At 70.9% G+C, this 19,587-nt stretch carries 20 protein-coding genes; 10 read left to right on the plus strand and 10 right to left on the minus strand.

The genetic code is table 11. The annotated features are described in order from the left end of the window. Positions 1-87 precede the first annotated feature (87 nt). Both ACN4JJ_RS00005 and ACN4JJ_RS00010 read left to right on the plus strand, forming a co-directional pair. Positions 88-1,104 (plus strand): alpha/beta fold hydrolase, encoded by a 1,017-nt coding sequence (locus tag ACN4JJ_RS00005; protein ID WP_440707850.1) that lies wholly within the window; start codon positions 88-90, stop codon positions 1,102-1,104. Continuing rightward, positions 1,101-1,493, plus strand: coding sequence for a RidA family protein (locus ACN4JJ_RS00010; protein ID WP_440707851.1), 393 nt, complete (start codon positions 1,101-1,103; stop codon positions 1,491-1,493). Before ACN4JJ_RS00005 ends, ACN4JJ_RS00010 begins: the two co-directional genes overlap by 4 nt. Before the next feature lie 239 nt (positions 1,494-1,732). Here ACN4JJ_RS00010 and ACN4JJ_RS00015 read toward each other — a convergent pair whose 3' ends face one another. After that, positions 1,733-2,278: a Dps family protein gene (locus ACN4JJ_RS00015; protein WP_440707852.1), complete on the minus strand. Its 546-nt coding sequence runs from the start codon at positions 2,276-2,278 to the stop codon at positions 1,733-1,735. A 145-nt stretch (positions 2,279-2,423) separates the two neighbouring features. Between ACN4JJ_RS00015 and ACN4JJ_RS00020 the strand changes: the two genes are divergently transcribed. From ACN4JJ_RS00020 to ACN4JJ_RS00035, 4 genes are all read left to right on the plus strand, one after another. Continuing rightward, on the plus strand, positions 2,424-3,314 hold the full coding sequence (locus ACN4JJ_RS00020) for an SDR family oxidoreductase (RefSeq protein ID WP_440707853.1): 891 nt from the start codon (positions 2,424-2,426) through the stop codon (positions 3,312-3,314). Between the two features lie 58 nt (positions 3,315-3,372). Next, the gene (locus ACN4JJ_RS00025; RefSeq protein ID WP_440707854.1) at positions 3,373-3,519 is read left to right on the plus strand and encodes a hypothetical protein; all 147 of its coding nucleotides are present in this window, start codon (positions 3,373-3,375) and stop codon (positions 3,517-3,519) included. Between the two features lie 90 nt (positions 3,520-3,609). Beyond that, positions 3,610-4,167 carry an SDR family NAD(P)-dependent oxidoreductase gene (locus ACN4JJ_RS00030; RefSeq protein ID WP_440707855.1) on the plus strand — a complete coding sequence of 186 codons (558 nt, stop codon included), beginning with the start codon at positions 3,610-3,612 and terminating at the stop codon, positions 4,165-4,167. Then, positions 4,154-6,007 carry a glycoside hydrolase family 15 protein gene (locus tag ACN4JJ_RS00035; protein ID WP_440707856.1) on the plus strand — a complete coding sequence of 618 codons (1,854 nt, stop codon included), beginning with the start codon at positions 4,154-4,156 and terminating at the stop codon, positions 6,005-6,007. Before ACN4JJ_RS00030 ends, ACN4JJ_RS00035 begins: the two co-directional genes overlap by 14 nt. Here the strand turns inward: ACN4JJ_RS00035 and ACN4JJ_RS00040 are convergent. Next, a complete protein-coding gene (locus tag ACN4JJ_RS00040; RefSeq protein ID WP_440708772.1) occupies positions 5,998-7,293 on the minus strand; it encodes a Glu/Leu/Phe/Val family dehydrogenase in 1,296 nt (431 codons plus the stop codon). The two genes, ACN4JJ_RS00035 and ACN4JJ_RS00040, sit on opposite strands and share 10 nt — an antisense overlap. A 294-nt stretch (positions 7,294-7,587) precedes the next feature. Continuing rightward, complete coding sequence (locus ACN4JJ_RS00045; RefSeq protein WP_440707857.1) at positions 7,588-8,130, minus strand: Pr6Pr family membrane protein; 543 nt, start codon at positions 8,128-8,130, stop codon at positions 7,588-7,590. A gap of 232 nt (positions 8,131-8,362) precedes the next feature. Between ACN4JJ_RS00045 and ACN4JJ_RS00050 the strand changes: the two genes are divergently transcribed. Next, the gene (locus tag ACN4JJ_RS00050; RefSeq protein WP_440707858.1) at positions 8,363-10,048 is read left to right on the plus strand and encodes a cellulase family glycosylhydrolase; all 1,686 of its coding nucleotides are present in this window, start codon (positions 8,363-8,365) and stop codon (positions 10,046-10,048) included. A 42-nt stretch (positions 10,049-10,090) separates the two neighbouring features. Here the strand turns inward: ACN4JJ_RS00050 and ACN4JJ_RS00055 are convergent, their stop codons facing one another. Beyond that, positions 10,091-10,570, minus strand: coding sequence for a MarR family winged helix-turn-helix transcriptional regulator (locus tag ACN4JJ_RS00055; protein ID WP_440707859.1), 480 nt, complete (start codon positions 10,568-10,570; stop codon positions 10,091-10,093). A 23-nt stretch (positions 10,571-10,593) separates the two neighbouring features. Here ACN4JJ_RS00055 and ACN4JJ_RS00060 point away from each other — a divergent pair, with 23 nt between their 5' ends. Next, the gene (locus ACN4JJ_RS00060) at positions 10,594-10,848 is read left to right on the plus strand and encodes a hypothetical protein (protein ID WP_440707860.1); all 255 of its coding nucleotides are present in this window, start codon (positions 10,594-10,596) and stop codon (positions 10,846-10,848) included. Positions 10,849-10,939: 91 nt separating this feature from the next. Here ACN4JJ_RS00060 and ACN4JJ_RS00065 read toward each other — a convergent pair whose 3' ends face one another. After that, positions 10,940-11,548, minus strand: coding sequence for an HD domain-containing protein (locus ACN4JJ_RS00065; RefSeq protein WP_440707861.1), 609 nt, complete (start codon positions 11,546-11,548; stop codon positions 10,940-10,942). Between the two features lie 367 nt (positions 11,549-11,915). On the opposite strand from ACN4JJ_RS00065, the gene ACN4JJ_RS00070 reads away from it, so the two are divergent. Beyond that, complete coding sequence (locus ACN4JJ_RS00070; RefSeq protein WP_440707862.1) at positions 11,916-12,404, plus strand: FBP domain-containing protein; 489 nt, start codon at positions 11,916-11,918, stop codon at positions 12,402-12,404. A 2-nt stretch (positions 12,405-12,406) separates the two neighbouring features. Here the strand turns inward: ACN4JJ_RS00070 and ACN4JJ_RS00075 are convergent, their stop codons facing one another. Genes ACN4JJ_RS00075 through ACN4JJ_RS00085 form a run of 3 tightly spaced genes read right to left on the minus strand, consistent with a single transcriptional unit; the run spans position 12,407 to position 15,669 of the window. Continuing rightward, positions 12,407-12,952 (minus strand): DoxX family protein, encoded by a 546-nt coding sequence (locus ACN4JJ_RS00075; RefSeq protein ID WP_440707863.1) that lies wholly within the window; start codon positions 12,950-12,952, stop codon positions 12,407-12,409. 51 nt (positions 12,953-13,003) lie between these two features. Further along, the gene (locus ACN4JJ_RS00080) at positions 13,004-13,870 is read right to left on the minus strand and encodes a VOC family protein (protein ID WP_440707864.1); all 867 of its coding nucleotides are present in this window, start codon (positions 13,868-13,870) and stop codon (positions 13,004-13,006) included. A gap of 56 nt (positions 13,871-13,926) precedes the next feature. After that, positions 13,927-15,669, minus strand: a complete 1,743-nt coding sequence (locus tag ACN4JJ_RS00085) for an L-aspartate oxidase (RefSeq protein ID WP_440707865.1) — start codon at positions 15,667-15,669, stop codon at positions 13,927-13,929. A gap of 76 nt (positions 15,670-15,745) precedes the next feature. Between ACN4JJ_RS00085 and ACN4JJ_RS00090 the strand changes: the two genes are divergently transcribed. Continuing rightward, the gene (locus ACN4JJ_RS00090; RefSeq protein ID WP_440707866.1) at positions 15,746-16,675 is read left to right on the plus strand and encodes a LysR family transcriptional regulator; all 930 of its coding nucleotides are present in this window, start codon (positions 15,746-15,748) and stop codon (positions 16,673-16,675) included. A 90-nt stretch (positions 16,676-16,765) separates the two neighbouring features. Here ACN4JJ_RS00090 and ACN4JJ_RS00095 read toward each other — a convergent pair whose 3' ends face one another. Both ACN4JJ_RS00095 and ACN4JJ_RS00100 read right to left on the minus strand, forming a co-directional pair. Continuing rightward, the gene (locus tag ACN4JJ_RS00095) at positions 16,766-17,179 is read right to left on the minus strand and encodes an SIP domain-containing protein (protein WP_440707867.1); all 414 of its coding nucleotides are present in this window, start codon (positions 17,177-17,179) and stop codon (positions 16,766-16,768) included. Between the two features lie 88 nt (positions 17,180-17,267). Continuing rightward, a complete protein-coding gene (locus ACN4JJ_RS00100) occupies positions 17,268-19,586 on the minus strand; it encodes a cell wall-binding repeat-containing protein (protein ID WP_440707868.1) in 2,319 nt (772 codons plus the stop codon). Position 19,587: the final 1 nt, after the last annotated feature.

A 19,587-nucleotide genomic window follows, 5' to 3' on the forward strand; every position in this document is an offset into this window, starting at 1 on the left:
TTGTGGGAGAGTAGGACACCGCCGGACTTACTTTGAAAAGGGCCAGCCTTCGGGCTGGCCCTTTTTCAGTTAAGGCAGGCTGTAGCAATGAGCGAATCAGACTCCCCCATCCGGCTCGAGGTGGAGCGGGTGACGTCCACCGCCGGTGCCACCCGCGTGACGCGGGTCACCGTCGACGGTTGCACGGCGGAACGGGCATTCGTGCTCGTGGCCGGCGTGGGAGTGGCAGCGACGTACTTCGAGTTCTTGGCGCCGGCCCTGGCTGAGCACGGTCCGGTCTATGCCCTGGATCTGCCGGGGTTCGCGGGCATGCCGCGGCCGCACGAGCAGCCCACCGCTGACTACTTCGCCGAGCAGGTCGACGGGGTGATCCAGCACTACGGTCTGGAGAACCCTGTGGTGCTCGGACACTCCATGGGTACGCAGGTGGTGACCGAGCTCCTCATCCGCCGGCCGGAGCTGACGGACGCGGTGCTGGTGAGCCCCGTGATCAACGAGGCGGAGTCCGCGGCGGGCGTTCAGGGCATCCGCTTCGCGCAGTCCGCTGTGCACGAGACCCCGCACCTGGCCCTGACGGCGCTGTCGGCCTACATCCTGTGCGGTGCCGTCTATTTCTTGACCGTGCTGCCGCACATGCTGCGGTACCGGATCAGCGACCGCATCGAACTCGTGCAGGCCCGCACCCTGTTCATCCGAGGGGAGCTGGATCGCACGTCGCCCCGGAGGTTCCATACGCGGCTCAGGAAGCGAGCTCGGGATGCGCGCAGTTGGGAGATCGAAGGGGCCGCGCATTCCATCATCAACGCACACGCCATCGGCGTGGCGGAGCTGACGCGGCGGCACCTCGAGGGCTCGCTGGCGCGCCGTGGCCGGATGCCGGCGGAGGAAGCCGCGGTGCCGCCGGCGGCGCATGCGGACCTGGCGCTCGTGCTGAGCGCTGTAGGCAGCCGGATGGCGGAGTGGGTGTGCACGCTGCGCGGCGACGACCGGGGGATCGAACGCGCCAAGTCGGCGCACGCCAAGATTCTCTGGCGAGCCTTCCGGCCGCGCGGTGGTGAGGGGCATACTTCTCGCATCGGGAGCGAGAAGTGGAGCTCGAAATGAATCTACCGACGCCGGTCGATCCGCCGGATGTGCCGTCCAACCCCGCCTTCGCGCAGGGGATGATCGCCGCGGCGGGCGCCCGGATGCTGTACATCGGAGGCCAGAACGGGGTCGACCGCACGGGCGAGCTCGCCGTGGGGCTCGAGGCGCAGACGGCCCAGGCCCTGCGGAACGTCCTGGCCGTCTTGGCCGAGGCCGGATCCGCACCCGAGCAGGTGGTGTCGATGACGATCCACCTCGCTCCAGGCGTGGATCCGAACGAGGCCTATGCGGCGTCGGCCACGGTGTGGGGGCGTCGGCGCACGGCCGTGACCGTGCTCTCGGTGGCGCCGGCGCGGCCTGGCGCGCTCGTGGAGATCACAGCGATCGCCGTGGTGCCAGACGAGTAGCGGGAGCGAGTAGCCGAGAAAGCAGAAGTGCCCGCCCGGACTCCGGGCGGGCACNGTCGGCCACGGTGTGGGGGCGTCGGCGCACGGCCGTGACCGTGCTCTCGGTGGCGCCGGCGCGGCCTGGCGCGCTCGTGGAGATCACAGCGATCGCCGTGGTGCCAGACGAGTAGCGGGAGCGAGTAGCCGAGAAAGCAGAAGTGCCCGCCCGGACTCCGGGCGGGCACTTCCAGGCGGCCGGCTCAGCGGCGCTTGGCGGGGGTGCGGTTCTCGGCGCTGACCATCCAGGCGTACTGCTCGAGCTTCTCGATGATGCCGTGCAGGATGTCGGCGCTGGTGGGGTCGGCCTCGTCGACCGAGTCGTGCACCTCGCGGATGGTGCCGACCGTGGCTTCGAGGCGCTGGGTGATGAGGTCGACGGTGTCGGTGGTGAGGACCTCGCCGTTGGGGTACTCCGGCAGCGTCGTGGTGGCTGCGACCGTGTCGCTGCGCCCATCCGGAACCGCGTGCAGCGCGCGGAGACGCTCGGCGACCACGTCGCTGAACTCGCGGGCGGCGTCGATGATCTCGTCGAGCTGCAGGTGCAGGTCGCGGAAGTTCTTGCCCACCACGTTCCAGTGGGCCTGCTTGCCCTGCAGGTGCAGCTCGATCAGGTCGACGAGCACCTTCTGCAGGTCGTCGGTCAGCTCCTTCGAGGCGGTGAAGCCCTTCTCGGCGTTCTGCCGGCGGGTGGTCTTCGCACCGCCGTCGGCGGGGGCGTTCACGGAGCGTTCGAGGGTGGTGGCCATGGTGGTGATCCTTTCGATGATCCGACTAGCGACGCTACGCCCCTTGGGGAATGCCGCCGAGGGGTTGACGGCCGGGATTCAGCTGTCTCGGAGGCTTCTGTCAATCCCATGGCCGGGTGGGCCCGACCGTCGTACGGTGAAGCCCATGTCCACGATCTACACACCCCAGGATCCGATCAAGCAGTACCCCAACCCGCCGTTCCCGCCGCAGCAGCAGTCGGCGCCCGGTGACATCCACGAGATGGACCCCGCGCCCGACCACGGCGAGGAGAGCTACGTGGGCTCCGGACGGCTCGCCGGGCGGAAGGCGATCGTGACCGGCGCCGATTCCGGTATCGGCCGTGCCGTCGCCATCGCGTACGCCCGGGAGGGCGCCGACGTGGCCCTGTCGTACCTGCCGGTGGAGCAGAAGCAGGCCGAAGAGGTCGCCGCCCTCGTGGAGGCGGCGGGCCAGAAGGCGCTGCTGTTCCCGGGCGACCTGCAAGACGAGGCCACCAACGCAGCGCTGGTGCAGAAGACCGTCGAGGAATTCGGCGGCGTCGACATCCTCGCCATCATCGCCGGCACCATGCCGACCGTCGACAGCATCGACGACTTCGAGACCGAAACCCTCGACCACGTGCTGAAGACCAACATCTACCCGCTGTTCTGGCTCACCAAGGCGGCGTCGCCGCACCTGGAGCCGGGTGCGTCGATCGTGACCTGCTCGAGCATCCAGGGCTTCAACCCCTCGCCGCAGCTGGCCGAGTACGCCGTCTCGAAGGCCGGGATCGCGAACTGGACCCGGGCGATGGCCCAGCAGCTCGCCGAGCGCGGTATCCGGGTCAACGGCGTCGCGCCCGGCCCGGTGTGGACCCCGCTGCAGCCAGCCTTCGTGCCGAACGAGAAGATCGAGTCGTTCGGCAGCGAGGCGGCCTACGGCCGCCCCGGCCAGCCGGTGGAACTCGCTCCGCCGTTCGTGATGCTCGCCTCGCAGGAGGCCAGCTACATCAGCGGCGAGACGATCGCCGTGACCGGCGGTACGCCGGTTCACTGACCCGACAGGATCGATCCTGATCGACATCGATGACCCACCCGCTACGAAAGGAACCATCATGAGCGACGACAAGAACACTCCTACGGATCCGAGCGACGAGAAGCGCCCCGACGCCGAGGGACTCCCGGACGGATCGGGATCCGACGGCAGCGACAGCAGCGACGGCGCCGACACCGCCTCCGGTGGGGGCGCCGACGACGAGTGACCTCGCTCGCGTGACGCCGGGGAGCTCTGCAGGGACCACCGCGGAGCTCTCCGGCAGACGACCCACCCCCCCTGTGGAAGGACCCGACGGATGGATCTGGGAATCACCGGAAGGACGGCGCTCGTGACGGGCGGCGACTCCGGCATCGGCTGGCGCACCGCCCGCCTGCTGCTCGCGGAAGGGGTCACCGTGGTGACCTCCGACATCGACGAGGACGAGCTGGACGAGGCGGCCGCCGAACTCGATGCGCCGGAGGACCGCCTGCACGCCTTCGCTGCCGGGATCCTGGTGCAGCCTTACGACGACGAGCTCCCCTACCGCGCGGCCGAGGCCGGCATCCTGGCGCTCGCCAAGGGGCTGTCGCGCTCGTACGCGCTGGAGGGGCTGCGCGTGAACGCGGTCTCGCCCGCCGTCATCCAGACGCCGATGACCGACGCCACGATGCACAAGCGCGGCGAGGAGCTCGGGGTGCCGACCGAGGAGGCGATCGAGTCGTTCTTCGACGAGGAACGGCCCCACATGGAGCTCAAGCGGCGGGGCGAGCCCGACGAGGGCGCCAACGTCGTGTTGTTCCTGTGCTCGGAGGCGGCCTCCTTCGTGAACGGGTCGAACTACCGCGTGGATTCGGGTTCCGTTGCCACGATCTGACTCGCTCCGCACGCCCGAGGGCTACGCCGAACTGCGCGACTACGCCATGATCGGCGATGGCCGCACAGTGGCCGCGATCGCTCGCGACGGGCAGATCGACTGGTTGCCGATGCCCGCGCTCGACACCGCACCGGTGTTCGCCGGACTCGTGGATGCGCACTCCGGCGGATATTTTGCCCTGCGCCCGGTCGGCCCGTTCCGGTCGAGGCGGGAGTACGCGCCCGGGACCAATGTGCTGCGCTCCACGTTCACGACGCCCGGCGGTGAGGCCGTGGTGACGGATGCCCTCGTGACGGGGGTGGCCGGGAGGCTGCCGTGGGCCGAGCTGGCCCGCCGGATCGAGGGCACCCGGGGGTCGGTGGACTTCACCTGGGAGGTCGTGCCGGGGCCGCTGTTCGTGGAGGAGCCGGTGCAGCGGGTGGAGACGCTGTACGGGCCCGTGCTGAAGGTGGGCACGGTGGATCTGGTGCTCGTGGGGTTCGAGCACGGGCGATCGGATGCACGCGAAGGCGAGGACGCGCGGGAGGACGCCCGCTTGAAGGCACGCGGCGAGGCATCCGATGGCCCCTTGCGATTCGAGGGGGCGTTCACGACGTCGATCGGCTCGCGGCACCTGATCGCGCTCTGCGGCACCGACGACGAGCCGATCCATCTGCCCGATCCGCGGATCGTCGACCAGGGGATCGACCGCACCATCGACAACTGGGCGGGCTGGTCGGAGGTGTTCTCCTACGACGGGCCCTGGGCCGAGGCGGTGCACCGCAGCGTACTGGCGCTCAAGCTGCTGATCTACTCGCCCACCGGCGCGATCGCCGCCGCGGCCACCACCGGCCTGCCCGAGAACGTGGAGGGCGGCAAGAACTACGACTACCGCTTCGCCTGGGTGCGCGACCTCGCCTACACCGTCGGCGCGCTGACCCGCTTCGGCTTGCGTGAGGAGACGCACGCGGCCGTGTCGTGGGTGCTCTCCACCATGAAGGCGCACGGCGGCGAGCTCGGCATCTTCTACACACTGCAGGGCGGCACGGCGCCGGGGCTGCAGCGAACGGATGCGGAAGGCTGGCAGGGCATCGGCCCCGTCGACACCGGCAACCAGGCCGGCGGGCAGTTGCAACTGGGTGTCTATGCCGATGTGCTCGGCATCATGCGGCAGTACGTGGAGGCCGGCAACATCCTGGACGGCAACACCGGTGAGCTGCTGTGCGGTTTCGCCGACAGTGCCTGCCGGATGTGGCCGAAGAAGGACTCGGGGATGTGGGAGCTGCCCGAGAAGCGGCACTACACGACGAGCAAGATCGGCTGCTGGCGCGCGCTCGAAGACGCCTGCCGGCTGGCGGAGCTCGGCGAGATCAAGCCGTCCGCCGAGTCGCTCGCGCGGTGGCAGAAGAACCGGCGGTTGCTGGAGCGCTGGATCGCGAAGCACGGGTGGTCGAAGAAGAAGCAGGCCTACGTGATGTACCCGGGCTCCGAGGTGCTGGACGCCTCCGTGCTGCTGCACGCCTCGAGCGACTTCGGGCCGGAGGAGCGGATGCGGGCGACCGTGGACCGCATCGTCGAGGAGCTCGCCGTGGGGCCGCACGTGTACCGCTACTCCGGGGTCGACCGGGAGGAGGGCACCTTCGTGGCCTGCAGCTTCTGGCTGGTGCAGGCGCTCGCCGAGCTCGGCGACCGGACCGAGGCGACCACCCGGATGGACGCTCTGGTCGCGGCCGCCAACGACGTCGGGCTCTACTCCGAGATGATCGAGCCCACGACGGGGCGCTTTCTGGGCAACCTCCCGCAGGGGCTCAGCCACCTCGCCCTCGTGAACGCGGCGACCGCCTTCGGTGATCAGGGGTAGAGGCCGCGGAGACGGTGCGCCTCGGTGACGCGCTGCACCGCCAGGGCGGTCGCGGCGGCGCGGAGGGTGATGCCGTGGTGGGCCGCGAAGTCGGTGACGGCCGTCCAGCCGCTGCGCATCCGCTCTTCAAGGCGGGACTCGACCTCGTCGAGACCCCACCGGAACGACTGGTTCGACTGCACCCACTCGAAGTAGGAGACGATCACGCCGCCGGCGTTGGCGAGGATGTCGGGCACCACGACCACGCCCGCATCGGACAGGATGTGGTCGGCCTCGCGGGTGGTGGGGCCGTTCGCGCCCTCGACCACGATCCGGGCTCGGATGCGGCCGGCGTTCTCGGCGTTCAGCACGCCTTCGACGGCGGCGGGCACCAGCAGGTCGACGTCGAGCTCGAGCGCTTCCGCTCCCTCCAGCGGCGCCGACCCGGGGAAGCCGACCACGGTGCCGTGCTCGTCGACGTGGCGGCACAGTCGCTCGACGTCCAGTCCCGACTCGGCGTGGACCGCCCCGTACTGGTCGGCCACGGCGACCACGTGCACACCGGCCTGGTGCAGGAAGCGCGCCGCGTCACGCCCGACCTTGCCGAAGCCCTGCACCACGGCGGTCGCGCCCGCGGGTTCGATGCCGGCGGACTCGAGGGCGGCGAGTGCCACGTGCACGACTCCGCGCGAGGTGGCGCTGGAGCGGCCGAGCGAGCCGCCGAGGCTCAGCGGTTTGCCGGTGACGACGCCGGGTACGGTGTGGCCCAGACTGACGGAGTAGGTGTCCATCATCCAGGCCATCACGCGCTCGTCGGTGCCGATGTCGGGGGCCGGGATGTCGCGTTGCGGGCCGATGATCGGCAGGATCTCGGTGGTGTAGCGGCGGGTGACCCGTTCGAGCTCGGCGCTGGAGTAGCGGCGCGGATCGATCGCGACCCCGCCCTTGGCTCCGCCGTAGGGCACGTCGAGGAGCGCGCACTTCCAGGTCATCCACATGGCGAGGGCGCGCACCTCGTCGACGTTCACGTCGGGGCTGAAGCGCAGGCCGCCCTTGGCCGGGCCGCGGGAGATGTTGTGCTGGATGCGGTAGCCGGTGAGCACTTCGACGGTGCCGTCGTCGCGACGCAGCGGGATGCTGACGGTGAGCTCGCGGCGCGAGGCCTTGAGCATCGCGTGGGTTCCCTCGTCGTAGTCGTGGAAGGCGATGGCCTCGGCGAGCTGGGCGTGCGCGTCGGCCAGCGCCTGGCTGCCGGGCGAGTGCACCGTGCTCTCGGCGGACTGCACCGTGGGTGCGGGTGTTGCGATGGTCACGGAACCTCCTCGTTCTCTCCGAGCCAACGGTAGGTTCGGCTCTCCGGGGCGACGACTGCCGGACCGGCGCGACCGGCGGGGAATCAAGCCGGTCCGGAGGTGGTGTTTCTGCTCACCCCGGTCCGGGCGTGCCGCTCGGCTTTGCCCGGGCGTCAAGATCGGCGGATCTTCGCGCGCGCGATCCCCGCCACGGGTCGCGGGCGGCGGGCAGGATCGGAGGGTCCGGTCGCCGCGCGCTGCACGAATGGTTAGGTCCCAGAAGCCGATGCGACCGGACCCCAGTCCGTCTCAGCCCTGGACAGCGCTGCGCCGTCGGCGGCCGAGCAGCAGCACCAGCGCCGACACCGCCGTGAGGCCCACGATCAGGGCCACCAGGTAGAGCGCCACCGGGCCGTAGCCGCCGAGCGCGGCCGGGTTGTAGAACGGGTACGGGTAGAAGCCCGTGATCGCGCCGCGCACCAGCGAGTAGAGGCTGTAGACGACGGGGAAGACGAGCCCGATCCAGAGCAGGCGCCAGGCGAGCGGCCGGTGCGGTGGGATCAGGATCCAGTCCAGCAGCACCGCGAGCGGCATCACGATGTGCACGACGACGTTCACCCACGGCAGCACCGCCCCGACGTCGACCCCGGTCAGCAGGAAGTTGAAGACCAGGCCGATGAAGACCATGTTGACCACCGAGATGAAGCGCAGCCGGTCTGCGGTGCCCGACTCGGGCATCCGGCGCAGCGTGCGCACCGCACCGACCACGAAGATCGCGATGGCGATCAGGTTGCCGAGGTTGGTGAAGTACGAGAAGAAGTCGACGATTCCGAAGTCGTTCGCCAGCGTCACCTGGAACTAGGCGCCCACGGCGACGAGCGCCAGCGCGGCGAAGACGAGGCGATAGGCGACGGACCAGAGCGGGGCGACCATGCCGAAACGCTACTGGATCGGCGGCCGGCCGCGCGAGCCCCGCCCCGGCACTTCTCGCCTCCGGCGGCCTCGGGTAGTCTGGGATCGGGTCGGTCGCGGGTTTCCACTCGGGTGGGTGGCCGCGGTCTGGATCTCCTTGGGGGGAGAGTCGATGCGTAGTCGTTCTGGAGCCGGGTCGCCGCTGCGGCGGCGGGTGATCGCCGTGCTGGCCGCCGTGGCGCTCGCCGTGGGCGGGGCGGTGACGTCGGTGGCGCCGGCCTCGGCCGCGACGCTTCCCGGCTTTCTGCACACCAGCGGCGCGAGCATCACGACCGCCTCCGGCAGCACCTACGTGGTGAAGGCCGCCAACTGGTTCGGCATGGAGACCTCGAACTGCGCGCCGCACGGGCTGTGGTCGATCTCGCTGGACCAGGGGCTCGCGCAGATCGCCTCGATGGGCTTCAACACCATCCGGCTGCCGTTCTCGAACGAGTGCCTGGCGCAGTCGTCGTCGAACTCGATCAACCAGCAGGTGAACCCGACGCTGGTGTCGCTCAGCCCGCTGAAGCTGATGGATGCCGTGATCGCGCGGGCGAAGACGTACGGGCTCAACGTCATCCTCGATCGGCACCGCCCCGACTCCGGCTCGCAGTCCGAGCTCTGGTACACCGGCCGCTACAGCGAGAAGCAGTGGATCGCCGACTGGACGATGCTCGCGGCGCGCTACAAGACGCAGTCGTCGGTGATCGGTTTCGACCTGCACAACGAGCCGCACGGCACCGCGTGCTGGGGGTGCGGGGACCCGGCCACCGACTGGCAGGCCGCCGCCACGCGGGCCGGCGACGCCGTGCTGGCCGTGAACCCGAAGCTGCTCATCCTGGTGGAGGGCGTCGAGCGGCAGCCCTCGGGCGGCTCGACCTGGTGGGGCGGCGGGCTCTCCGGCGTCGCGAGCAAGCCAGTGACGCTGAAGGTGCCGAACCAGGTCGTGTACTCGCCGCACGACTACCCGTCGACGGTGTACAACCAGACCTGGTTCCAGGCATCCGACTACCCGGCGAACCTGCCGGCGGTGTGGGAGAAGAACTGGGGCTTCATCGTGACCAAGAAGATCGCCCCGGTGCTGCTCGGCGAGTTCGGCACGACGTACGAGACCACCAGCGACAAGCAGTGGCTGGCCTCGCTCGTGAGCTATCTCGGCACGAAGAAGATGAGCTTCGCGTACTGGTCGTTCAACCCGAACAGCGGCGACACCGGCGGACTGGTGAAAGACGACTGGACGACACCGCAGACCGCGAAGCTGGCCGCGCTGAAGCCGCTGATCGGGGCGGGGTCGGTGGTGACGCCGACGCCCGCGCCGACCGTCACGCCGACACCGACCGCCACGCCTAAGCCGACCTCAACGCCCAAGCCGACGCCCACGCCCACGCCCACGCCGACGCCGACGGCCACGCCGAAACCGACTGCTCCGCCGACTCCGACTCCGACGGCTACGCCGACGCCGACCGCAACGCCCACTCCGACGCCGACCGTCACCCCGACGCCGCCGCCGGCCACGGGCGGGGCGGTCTCGGCGACCTGGATGCTGCAGAGCGCGTGGGGCGAGGGCTACGTCGCCGAGGTGCTCGTGACGGCGAGCGCGAAGACGGCCGGCTGGTCCGTCAGCTGGCGCGATCCGACGGTCACCGGTGTGGTGAACGCCTGGGGCATGACCTGCACGGCGGTGCCGAAGACGTCGATCACCTGCACCGGTGCGGACTGGGCCGGGGCGCTGGCAGCGGGGCAGTCCGTTCGGGTGGGGCTGCAGGTCGCGGCATCCGCGGCACCCTCCTCGCCCGCGCTGACCGTCACGGCTCGTTGAGAAGCCTGTTCGGGGGGCTCCAGCCCCGAGCGGGCGGTCGGGTCAGGTCGTGGCGAGCGGCGCGATGCGCTGGATGATGGCGCTGAGGCGGGCGTGCAGCTCGAGGAGTTCGTCGACATCGACCCCGAGGGCCTCGACGACCTGAGGGGGGACCTGCTCGGCGTGCGCGCGGAGGGCGGCGCCGGCCTCGGTGAGGCGCAGGGCGAGCTGGCGCTCGTCGGCGGCCGAGCGCTCGCGGGTGACCAGCCCGGCGGCCTCCAGGCGTTTCACCAACGGGGAGAGGGTGGCCGGCTCCAGGCGCAGCACCTCGGCGAGCTCGGAGAGCGAGCGCGGGGCGCGTTCCCAGAGCGCGAGCATCACCAGGTACTGCGGATGCGTGAGCCCGAGCGGCTCGAGGATCGGCTTGTAAGCGCCGATCACGGTGCGCGAGGCGACGGCCAGGGCGAAGCAGAGCTGGCGGTCGAGGGCGAGCAGGTCGTCGGCGGGGACGGTGGTCGTGGCATCCGTCTGACTGGTTCCCATAATTAGTTAGTATACTAATTGTTATGGCACGAAAGAAAACCCGCGAGCCCAACCCGATGAACCCGTTCGACGGCAAACCGGGGTTCCTCAACAACCTCAACCGCATCGTGTTCATGTTCACGGGACCGGCGCAGGTGGGCATCGGGCGCGCCGAGGCGCCGTACGTGCCGCCGGCCGATCCGCGCTGCCCGCTCTGCGGCCAGGCGATGGCGCGGCACGAGATCGACCGCACGGGCGAGCGCACGCAGCTGCACTGCCCGGCCGCCGCATCGGTCTGATCTGCTGACGGTCGCCCGATCCGTCGACGCTCAGCTGATCCGCGGTCGGCCGCCTCGGTCTCGGCCGCGGGCTCGGCTCGGCCGCAGTCGCTCAGGGGGCGAACGTCGTCCAGGCCTCGGCCCCGGCGGGGATGCGGCCCGAGCGGTTCAGGCGGGCGGCGGCGCACTGCGGCTTGAGGGTCGCCTGGTCGTGGATCGCCTCGGCGAATCGGGCCGAGAAGTCCCGCCGCGGCACGCGCGCGGTGACGGCGGCGAGCACGGCGGGATCCCAGAGCTGGGGATCGGCGCCGGCCACATCGAGACTGGTGGCGGCCTCGAGCAGGTAGCCCTCGGCATCCTGAGCCGGATCGACGCTCACCCACATGTGCCGCTCGATCACCTCGAGCACGCGGGTGCGGCGCGCCTCTGGCCAGCCTGCCCCGGCCGCGAACACCCAGGCCGCTGCGCCGCCCGCCGTCTCGAAGGGCAGGGAGTGCGAGTCGAAGGCGGGGGTGACGCCGAGGTCGTGCAGCATGGCCGCGACGAAGAGCAGCTCGGGGTCGTAGTCGAGCCCCAGCGAGTCGCCGAGGGTGCGCGCCCAGGCCCAGGAGCGCAGGGAGTGGTCGGCCAGCTCGGGGGAGCTCCAGTGCCGAGCCACCTCGAGGGCCAGGGCGGAGGACTCGGTCGGCGGGCGCAGGAGGTCGTCGATCGGGGCGGGCATCGGGCTCCAGTTCGTCGTGCTGCGGGCCACGCCGAGTGCCGCGTGGCGGGCGGCGGGCGGCGGGCGTCGGTTGTCGACCAGTCTCGCGGGTGTCGGGGAGGCGGATGCGGCGGTCGGTCGAGAATGGCAGGAAACCGCCCATCGGCGACCGGAAATGCCGGGCCCGCCCGGGCTCGGGCCGGGCGGGCGTAGGCTTCAGGGTGTGAACGAGATGGAACGCGGTCTGCCCTCGGGGCGTCAGGAGGTCGTCGGCGCGTCATCCGCCGACGTCAGGTAGAGCATCCGGGTCGTCCGGATCCGCTCCCTGCCCTCCACCCCGCTTCCCGCTGCGCCCTCCGCCGGCGGTTTCTCTGAAGGACATCTCCTCATGCATTCTCTGACCGAAAAAGACATCCGCACCTCGTTCGTGAACGCCTCGCAGCGCGAGCGCGGCACACTCACCCTCCCGGCCGGCTTCGAGGCGCTCGACTGGGCCAGCCGCGACTTCCTCGGCTGGCGGGATCCCAAGCTGCCGGCGGTCGGCTACGTCGTGGGCCGCGTGGCCGACGACGTGGTGGGCGTTCTGCTGCGCCAGGCCGACGGGCGCATCCGCACCCGGCCGCAGTGCTCGTGGTGCGAAGACGTGACACTGCCCAACGACGTGGTGCTGTTCAGTGCCAAGCGCGCGGGCGCGGCCGGGCGCAACGGCAACACCGTGGGCGTGCTGGCCTGCGCCGGGTTCGAGTGCTCGGCGAACGCGCGCCGCCGGCCGCCCCTGGCGTACGTCGGGTTCGACGTGGAGGCGGCGCGGCAGCAGCGCGTTCTCGCGGTGCAGCAGCACGTCGAGAGCTTCCTGCGGACTGTTCGCGAGGGGTGAGCTCAGGCCTCGCCGGGGTCGGATGCGGCGTCGGCTTCGGCGTCCGCTCCGGCCCCGGCACGCGCCATCCGCTTGCCGAGGAGGATGGCTCCGGCGGCGCCCGCTGCCCCGGCCGCCAGCGCGAAGACCCCGGCCTTGGCGCCCCAGCTCGCCTTGCCGAAGGCGGCGTCGACGGATGCCCGGCCCGGACCGGCGGACGCGATGGCGGTGACCGCGGCGATCAGCACCGCGTTGTACTCGTAGCCGCCGCCGGCGTTCCACGGGCCGTTCTTGGCGTGCACCTTGCTGATGGCGGTGACCATCGTGGCCACCAGGCCCGTGGCGGCCACGGGGGTCGCGAGGCCCAGAGCGAGCGCGGCGCCACCACCGGCCTCGGCGATGCCGGCCGCCAGGGCGTTCGGCTTCGCCGGGTGCATCTCGAGGTTCTGCATCATCTGCGTGGTGCCGTCCAGGCCGTGCCCGCCGAGCCCGGTGCTGAGCTTCTGGATGCCGTGGCCGACGAAGGCGCCGCCGACCACGAGGCGCAGTACGAGTAGTCCGAAGTCCATCAGGTCCGATCCCTCCCGCGGATGCACCCGCATCCGTCGTTGGGCCGGAGCCTACGCCGAACGGAGCAGGATGGTGTTGTTCCAGGGGTCGGAGACCGTGACGGTGGCACCGTCGTCGGCGGTCTGCAGGCCGTGGTGGCGCAGGCGTTCGTCGGTCGCGGCCACCGCGTCGGCATCCGGGAGCACGATCTCGACCTGGCCGAGGCCGAGCGTGGGCTGACGGCGGCCGGCGCCGGCGGAGTTCCAGACGTTCATCGCCATGTGGTGGTGGTAGCCGCCGGCGGAGACGAACAGGGCGCTGGGACCGTAGGTGGTGGTGACCTCGAAGCCGAGCTTGTCGACGTAGAAGTCGCGCGCCTGCGGCACGTCGCCCACCGAGAGGTGGACGTGGCCGATGGTGGCGGCGCCGATCCGAGGTTCGTCGACGACCGCCGGGGTGAGGTGCTCCTGCAGGAAGGCGTTGGGGTCGAGGTAGAGGGTCGACATCTCGAGCTGACCGTGGGTCCAGCTCCAGGTGCTGCGGTCGCGGTCCCAGTAGAGCTCGACGCCGTTGTTCTCGGGGTCGGTGAAGTAGAAGGCCTTCGACACCAGGTGGTCGGACGACCCGGTGAAGGAGTTCGGGAAGCGCTGCGCGACCGAGTACACGGCGGCGGCCAGGGCCTGCTCGGTGTCGAACAGGATGGCCGTGTGGAACAGACCCGCCTCGCGGGAGCCCGGGCTCTTCAGCTCGGGGGCATGCTGCAGCACCATCGAGGGCACGCCGCCGCGGCCGAGCACCGCGATGTCGCCCTGCTGCGAGATGACGTCGAGCGCCACGGCGTCGCGGTAGTAGGCGACCATGCGGTCGAGGTTCCCCACCCGGAGCGTGACGGCTCCCATGGTGGTGTCGGGGGCGAGGAGATCGGCTGCGTTCGTCATAGTGTCCAGTAAAACACTTGTCGCCACAACTAAATTCCCCGCCCCCGAGGGGGCTGCTATTCGAGGAGCTTGCCGACCGTGGCGACCTCACGCATGTGGGACGCGATCTCCTCGGGGATCGGGGGGATGGACTCGCGGGTGATGCCCGCGGTGGGGCTCCAGACGAGGTTGACCTGCAGGGCGGGGTCGAGCTCGGGGAAGTCGCTGCGGTTGTGGCATCCGCGAGTCTCGCGACGCTCACGGGCCGCCTCGAGGGTGGCGCGGGCCGCCAGGGCAGCCGACTTGAGGTCGAAGGCGTGGGCGAGGTCGTGGTAGCCGGCGACATCCGGATGCACGCCGATCGCGGCCATGCGCGCCTCGATGGCGTCGAGCTCGGCCAGGCCCTTGGTGAGGCCCTCCTCGTCGCGCACCACGCCGGCGTGCTCGGTCATGGTGTTGCGGATGGCGCGCTGGAGCGCGCGCACGTTCTCGGGGCCGTCGGCCGCCAGGAGGTCGGCGATCTCGGTGCGGGCCGCATCCGTCGCCGCCTTCGAGCGCTTCTGGGCGGGCAGGGCCGCCGCATAGTCGGCCGCGGCCTGACCGACGATGCGGCCGAAGACGAGCAGCTCGATCAGCGAGTTGCCGCCGAGGCGGTTGGCGCCGTGCAGGCCCGAGGAGGCCTCGCCGATGGCGTAGAGGCCGGGCACGTCGGTGGCGTGGTCGTCGGGCCGCACCCAGACGCCGCCCATCGAGTAGTGCGCGGTGGGCGCGATCTCGATCGGGTCGACCGTGATGTCGAGCATCTGCAGCTCGAGCATGGTCTGGTAGACGCGGGGGAGGCGGGTCATGATCGTCTCGCGGGGCAGGTGCGAGACGTCCAGCCAGACACCGCCGTTGACCGTGCCGCGCCCCTCCTTGATCTCGGTGTAGGCGGCCAGGGCCACGCGGTCGCGGGTGGAGAGCTCCATCCGCTCGGGGTCGTAACGGGCCATGAAGCGCTCGCCGAGGCCGTTGCGCAGGATGCCGCCCTCGCCGCGGGCCGCCTCGGAGATGAGCGTGCCGGCCGCGTTCTCGGGCTCGATGATGCCGCTCGGGTGGAACTGCACGAGCTCCGGGTCGCGCAGGCGCCCGCCGGCCTCGACGGCCAGGCGGAAGGAGTCTCCCGTGTTCTCGTCGCGCCGGGAGGAGGTGCGGCGCCAGATGCGGTTGTGGCCGCCCGCGGCGAGGATGACGGCATCCGCGTGGATGAGGTAGCGCGTGCCGTCTTCGAGGTCGAAGCCGTAGGCGCCGAAGATGGCGCCGTCGTCGTTCGTGAGCAGGCGCGTGATGTAGACGCGGTCGAGGATGGGGAGCTCGAGCTGGGTGGCGCGGTTGATGAGCGTGCGCTGGATCTCCAGGCCCGTGTAGTCGCCGGCGAAGGCCGTGCGGCGGAAGGTGTGGGCGCCGAAGAAGCGCTGTGAGATGCGGCCGTCCTCCTCGCGGGCGAAGGGCATGCCGTAGCGCTCGAGGTCGTCGATGCCCTGGGCGGCACCCTCGGTGACGATCTGCACGGTGTGCGGGTTGGCGAGCAGGTACGACTCCTGCAGGGTGTCGGCGGCGTGCTGCTGCCAGCTGTCCTCCGGGTCCATGGTGGCGAGGGCCGCGTTGATGCCGCCGGCGGCGAGCGAGGTGTGCGCATCCGACTTGGGGCGCTTGCCCACGGCCAGCACGTCGACGCCGGCCTCGGCCAGCTCGATGGCGGCGCGCAGGCCCGAACCGCCCGTGCCGATGACGAGCACGGTGGTGGAGATCTGACGTTCGGAGGGGCTTGAAGAACTCATGCTTCGAGGCTAGGTCGGGCTCTTGCATCCGTCCAATGCATATATCGGGTCGGCATGATGCGCCTAGGCTATGGATATGAATCTCGAACAGCTGCGCGCCTTCGTCGAGGTGGCGAACGTGGGCAACTTCACCCGGGCGGCCGAGCAGCTGCACCTGGCGCAGCCCTCGCTGAGCCGGCAGATCGGCTCGCTGGAGCAGGATCTGGGCGCCGAGCTGTTCCGGCGGGCACGCGGCGGCAGCACGCTCACGACCGCGGGGGAGTCGCTGCTGCCTTTGGCCCGACGGATGCTCGCCGACGCCGACTCGGTGCGGCGCGAACTCGCCGAGCTGGCCGGGCTGGAACGCGGACGGGTGCGACTGGGGGCCACGCCGACGCTCTGCATCAGCCTCGTGACCGAGGTGCTGAGTGCGTTCCACGCGGCGCATCCGGCGATCGAGCTGCACCTGTCGGAGCAGGGGTCGTGGCGGTTGCTCGACGAGCTGGCGGCCGGCGAGCTGGACCTCGCCCTGATCACGACCTCGGATGCCCCGGCCTCGCGCTTCGACGTGTCGCCGCTGCTGGCCGAGGAACTCGTGGTGATCTCCTCGGGGGCCGCCGATCCACTTGTGGACGGCGACGCCATCCGCTTGGCCGAGGTGGCTCGTCTGCCGCTGATCGTGTTCAGTTCGAGCTACGACGTGCGGATCGCGAGCGACGTCGCGTTCCGTGCGGCCGGGCTGACGCCCGACGTGGTGCTGGAGGGCGCCGAGATGGATGCCGTGCTGCGCTTCGTGGAACGCGGGCTCGGGGTGGCGATCGTGCCGGCGACGGTGCTGATCGACCGGCCGGCGCTGCGCTCGGTGCGGCTGGAGGAGCCGACGCTCACCCGCACGATCAGTGTGGCGCGCCCCGTGGGGCTCGCGCCCACCCGGGCGGTGCAGGTGATGCAGCGCACGATCGCGGCCACCGCGACGGCGTTCGCGGCGCAGGCCGGCGCCACGATGCGCCTGGCGGGAGCGGTGTAACGACGGAGGGTCGCCGCTGATACGGACTGACGATCCGTCGTTGCCCGCGAACGGGGCGGAACTCCGTCGTTGGAGGCGGGGAGGGGCGGGTCAGGGCTCGGTGGGGCCCGCCGAGAGGCGGGAGGCGAGCTCGCGGTACATCGAGCCGACACGGGGGCTGGCGTTGCAGCCGACCCAGAGGTGGATGCGCTCGCCGCCCTCGGCCGGGGCCTCGGGCATCCATTCGGAGACCCAGGCGGTGACGGCCGAGCGGATGAGTTCGCCGCGCGGGGCGATCTCACGGAGGCCATGCGGCACCAGGTCGCGGCGCAGCCAGGTGAGGTTCACGCCCGCGGGCCGCTCGAGCTGACGGATCTGGATCGGCGACACGATCTCCAGGTAGACCTGGCCGTAGGCGTCGTCGGGCAGCTCGCCCAGGATGCGGCGGATGGGGACGAGGTCGGTGGTGTCGCCGGCCAGCAGCACGTGCGGGGTGACGCCCGCCTCGAGGGGGAAACTCTCCATACCTACAAACTTAGGTAAGCCTTACCTAAAACACAAGAGGGGCCATCCGGAATCCGGATGGCCCCTCAGTGGTGCGGCTGCTAGGTGATCAGAAGGCGCAGGCGGTGAGCGAGGCGACCTTCGCGCTGAGCGAGTTCGGCCCGCCCAGCAGGGTCACCTGGCCGGCGCCGAGCCGGTCGATGTCGGCCAGCACGCCCTGCGGCACGCAGTCGCCGGGCACCACGTACAGCGGCGATCCCTTGAGACCGGCCAGAGCGGCACCGGCGAGGGCGTCGGGGTAGTTGTAGCCCGTGGCCAGGTAGACCGTGTTCGCCCAGCTGAAGGCGCTGTTGTTGATGCTGATCGAGGCGGCGAAGCGGTCGGCGCCCGACAGGCGGGTCACGACGACCTTCTTGGCGGGATCCGTCTTGCCGTTCAGGGCCTCGATCGAGGTCTTGACGCCCTCGGAGACCGAGTTCGGGCCGCCGGCGATCGACACGGTGTCCACACCGAGCTCGCCGAGCAGCGCGGTGGTGGGCGCGTCGATCGACGAGGCGCCGCCGTTCACCAGGAGCACGGGGGTCGACGTGGAGCCGCCGGCCGCGCTCGCCGAGAGGGCGTCGGGGAAGTTCGCGCCCGTGGCGACGTAGGCGTTCTTCGCGCCGGCGCTGCCGAAGACGGCGTCGACGACGTTGCGCGAGGCCTCGTAGCGGTCGGCGCCGGAGATGCGCACGACGTTCGCAGACAGCTTCTCGAGCTCGGCCTCGACCTCGGGGGAGACGGAGTTCGGTCCGCCGACGATCACGATCTTGTCGGGGGAGAGGCGCTGCAGCTCGGTCTTCACCGCGGCGGGGAGCGCATCCGGAGTCGTCAGCAGCAGGGGAGCCTTCTCCTTGACGGCGGCGGGGGCGGCGCTCAGGGCGTCGGCGAAGGTGGTGCCGGTGACGACGTAGGCGACGTCGGAGCCCGACTCGGTGGGGTAGGCCTTCTTCGACACGTTCACGGCGACCTCGTAGCGGTCGGCGCCCTCGATGCGGTCGACGGCGGGGTCGGCGAAGGTGACCGGGGTGAAGGTCTCGAACGGGGCGTAGACCGCTCCGCCCGCGGCGTAGGTGTACACGCCGAAGGTGCCGTCGGCCAGCGCTCCCGAGAAGCCCTTCACGACGTCGATGGTGAAGCTGAAGCCCCCCTCGGCGTCGAGCGCGACGGCGCCGCGGCTCGCGCCGCCCACGGTCTCGACGTCGGCCGCGTCCAGAACCCACTTGGTGGTGCTGCTGAGCGACTTGCGAGCGGTCGCAGGTGCACCCTCGGAGGGCTTCCAGGTGTCGAGGAAGGTGCCGAAGGTGACGTAGGCGCCGGCGAACTTGCCGGCCAGCGGCGGGCGGGTGCCGGTGGTCTCGGGGGCGTGCGGCGTGAAGCCGGTGCCGGTGACGGTGATGGTCTCGCCGCTGGGGTTCAGCCCGGTGGTCTTGGAGACCGTGACGCTGGGGGCGGCCGCGGGCGGGGTGACCGTGTAGGCGACCGTCAGGGGCGTGGCGACCTTGGCGGCATCCGTCGACCCTCCGCTGGAGTACCAGTACGAGGACTGGCCGGTCTGCAGCTGGTAGTCGACGAAGCTCTGCGGGAAGGCGCCCCAGGCGTCACCGGTGGCGACCTGCGGGGTGGCCGTCGCGGGCAGCGTGAGGGCGACGCCGAGGTAGTCGGGCGAGGAGGCGATGCCGGAGGGGGTGACGTCGACGCCGGTCAGCGAGGCGATCGTCACCTCCTTCTCGGGCAGGGGGGTGAACACCGAGGTGTCGTTCATGTCGGTGCCGTAGCCGTTGAGTGTGGCGGTGACGGTGCCGGTGCCGTTCTCGACGGTGAGGTGCGGATCGCTGATCGAGAACTGCGTCATGCCGCTGTAGAACGCCACGGTGAAGTCGCCGTCCCACTGGATGTCGGCGTCGTCGGCCTCGGCGTCCAGGGTGCCGGTTCCCGCGGAGATCGCGGCGGTGACGCCGGAGAATTTACCGCTGGTGGGGCTCGTGATGGCCGCGCCCGAGGGGTCGGTCTTGATGTTCGACCAGGTGGCGGCCGAGAAGGCGCCGGCCGTGTCGGGCTTCAGGATGCTGACGTTGCCGTCGGTCGACTTCCACTCGCTCTCGGAGATGGTGTCGGCGGCGTCGGCCTTCGGCGCGATGCCGGCGCTCAGGAAGTTGTAGGTGCCGGGGGCGAAGGCGCGGTTGCCGACCTCTTTGCTGAGGCCCCACTGGAAGACGGCGTCGGAGACGGTGCCGGCGGTGGGTGTGGCGGCTGAGGGAGCGGCGGCCGGGGCTGCGGGAGTTGCAGCCAGGGCGGGCGCTGCCGCCAGGCCGGAGAGGGCGAGCGCGGCCGTGAGGCCGGTCGCGACAGCGGCGCCGGTGCGCCTGCGGATACGGGGGGATGTCATG

Source organism: Herbiconiux dendrobii (assembly GCF_052048175.1).
GTDB lineage: Bacteria > Actinomycetota > Actinomycetes > Actinomycetales > Microbacteriaceae > Herbiconiux.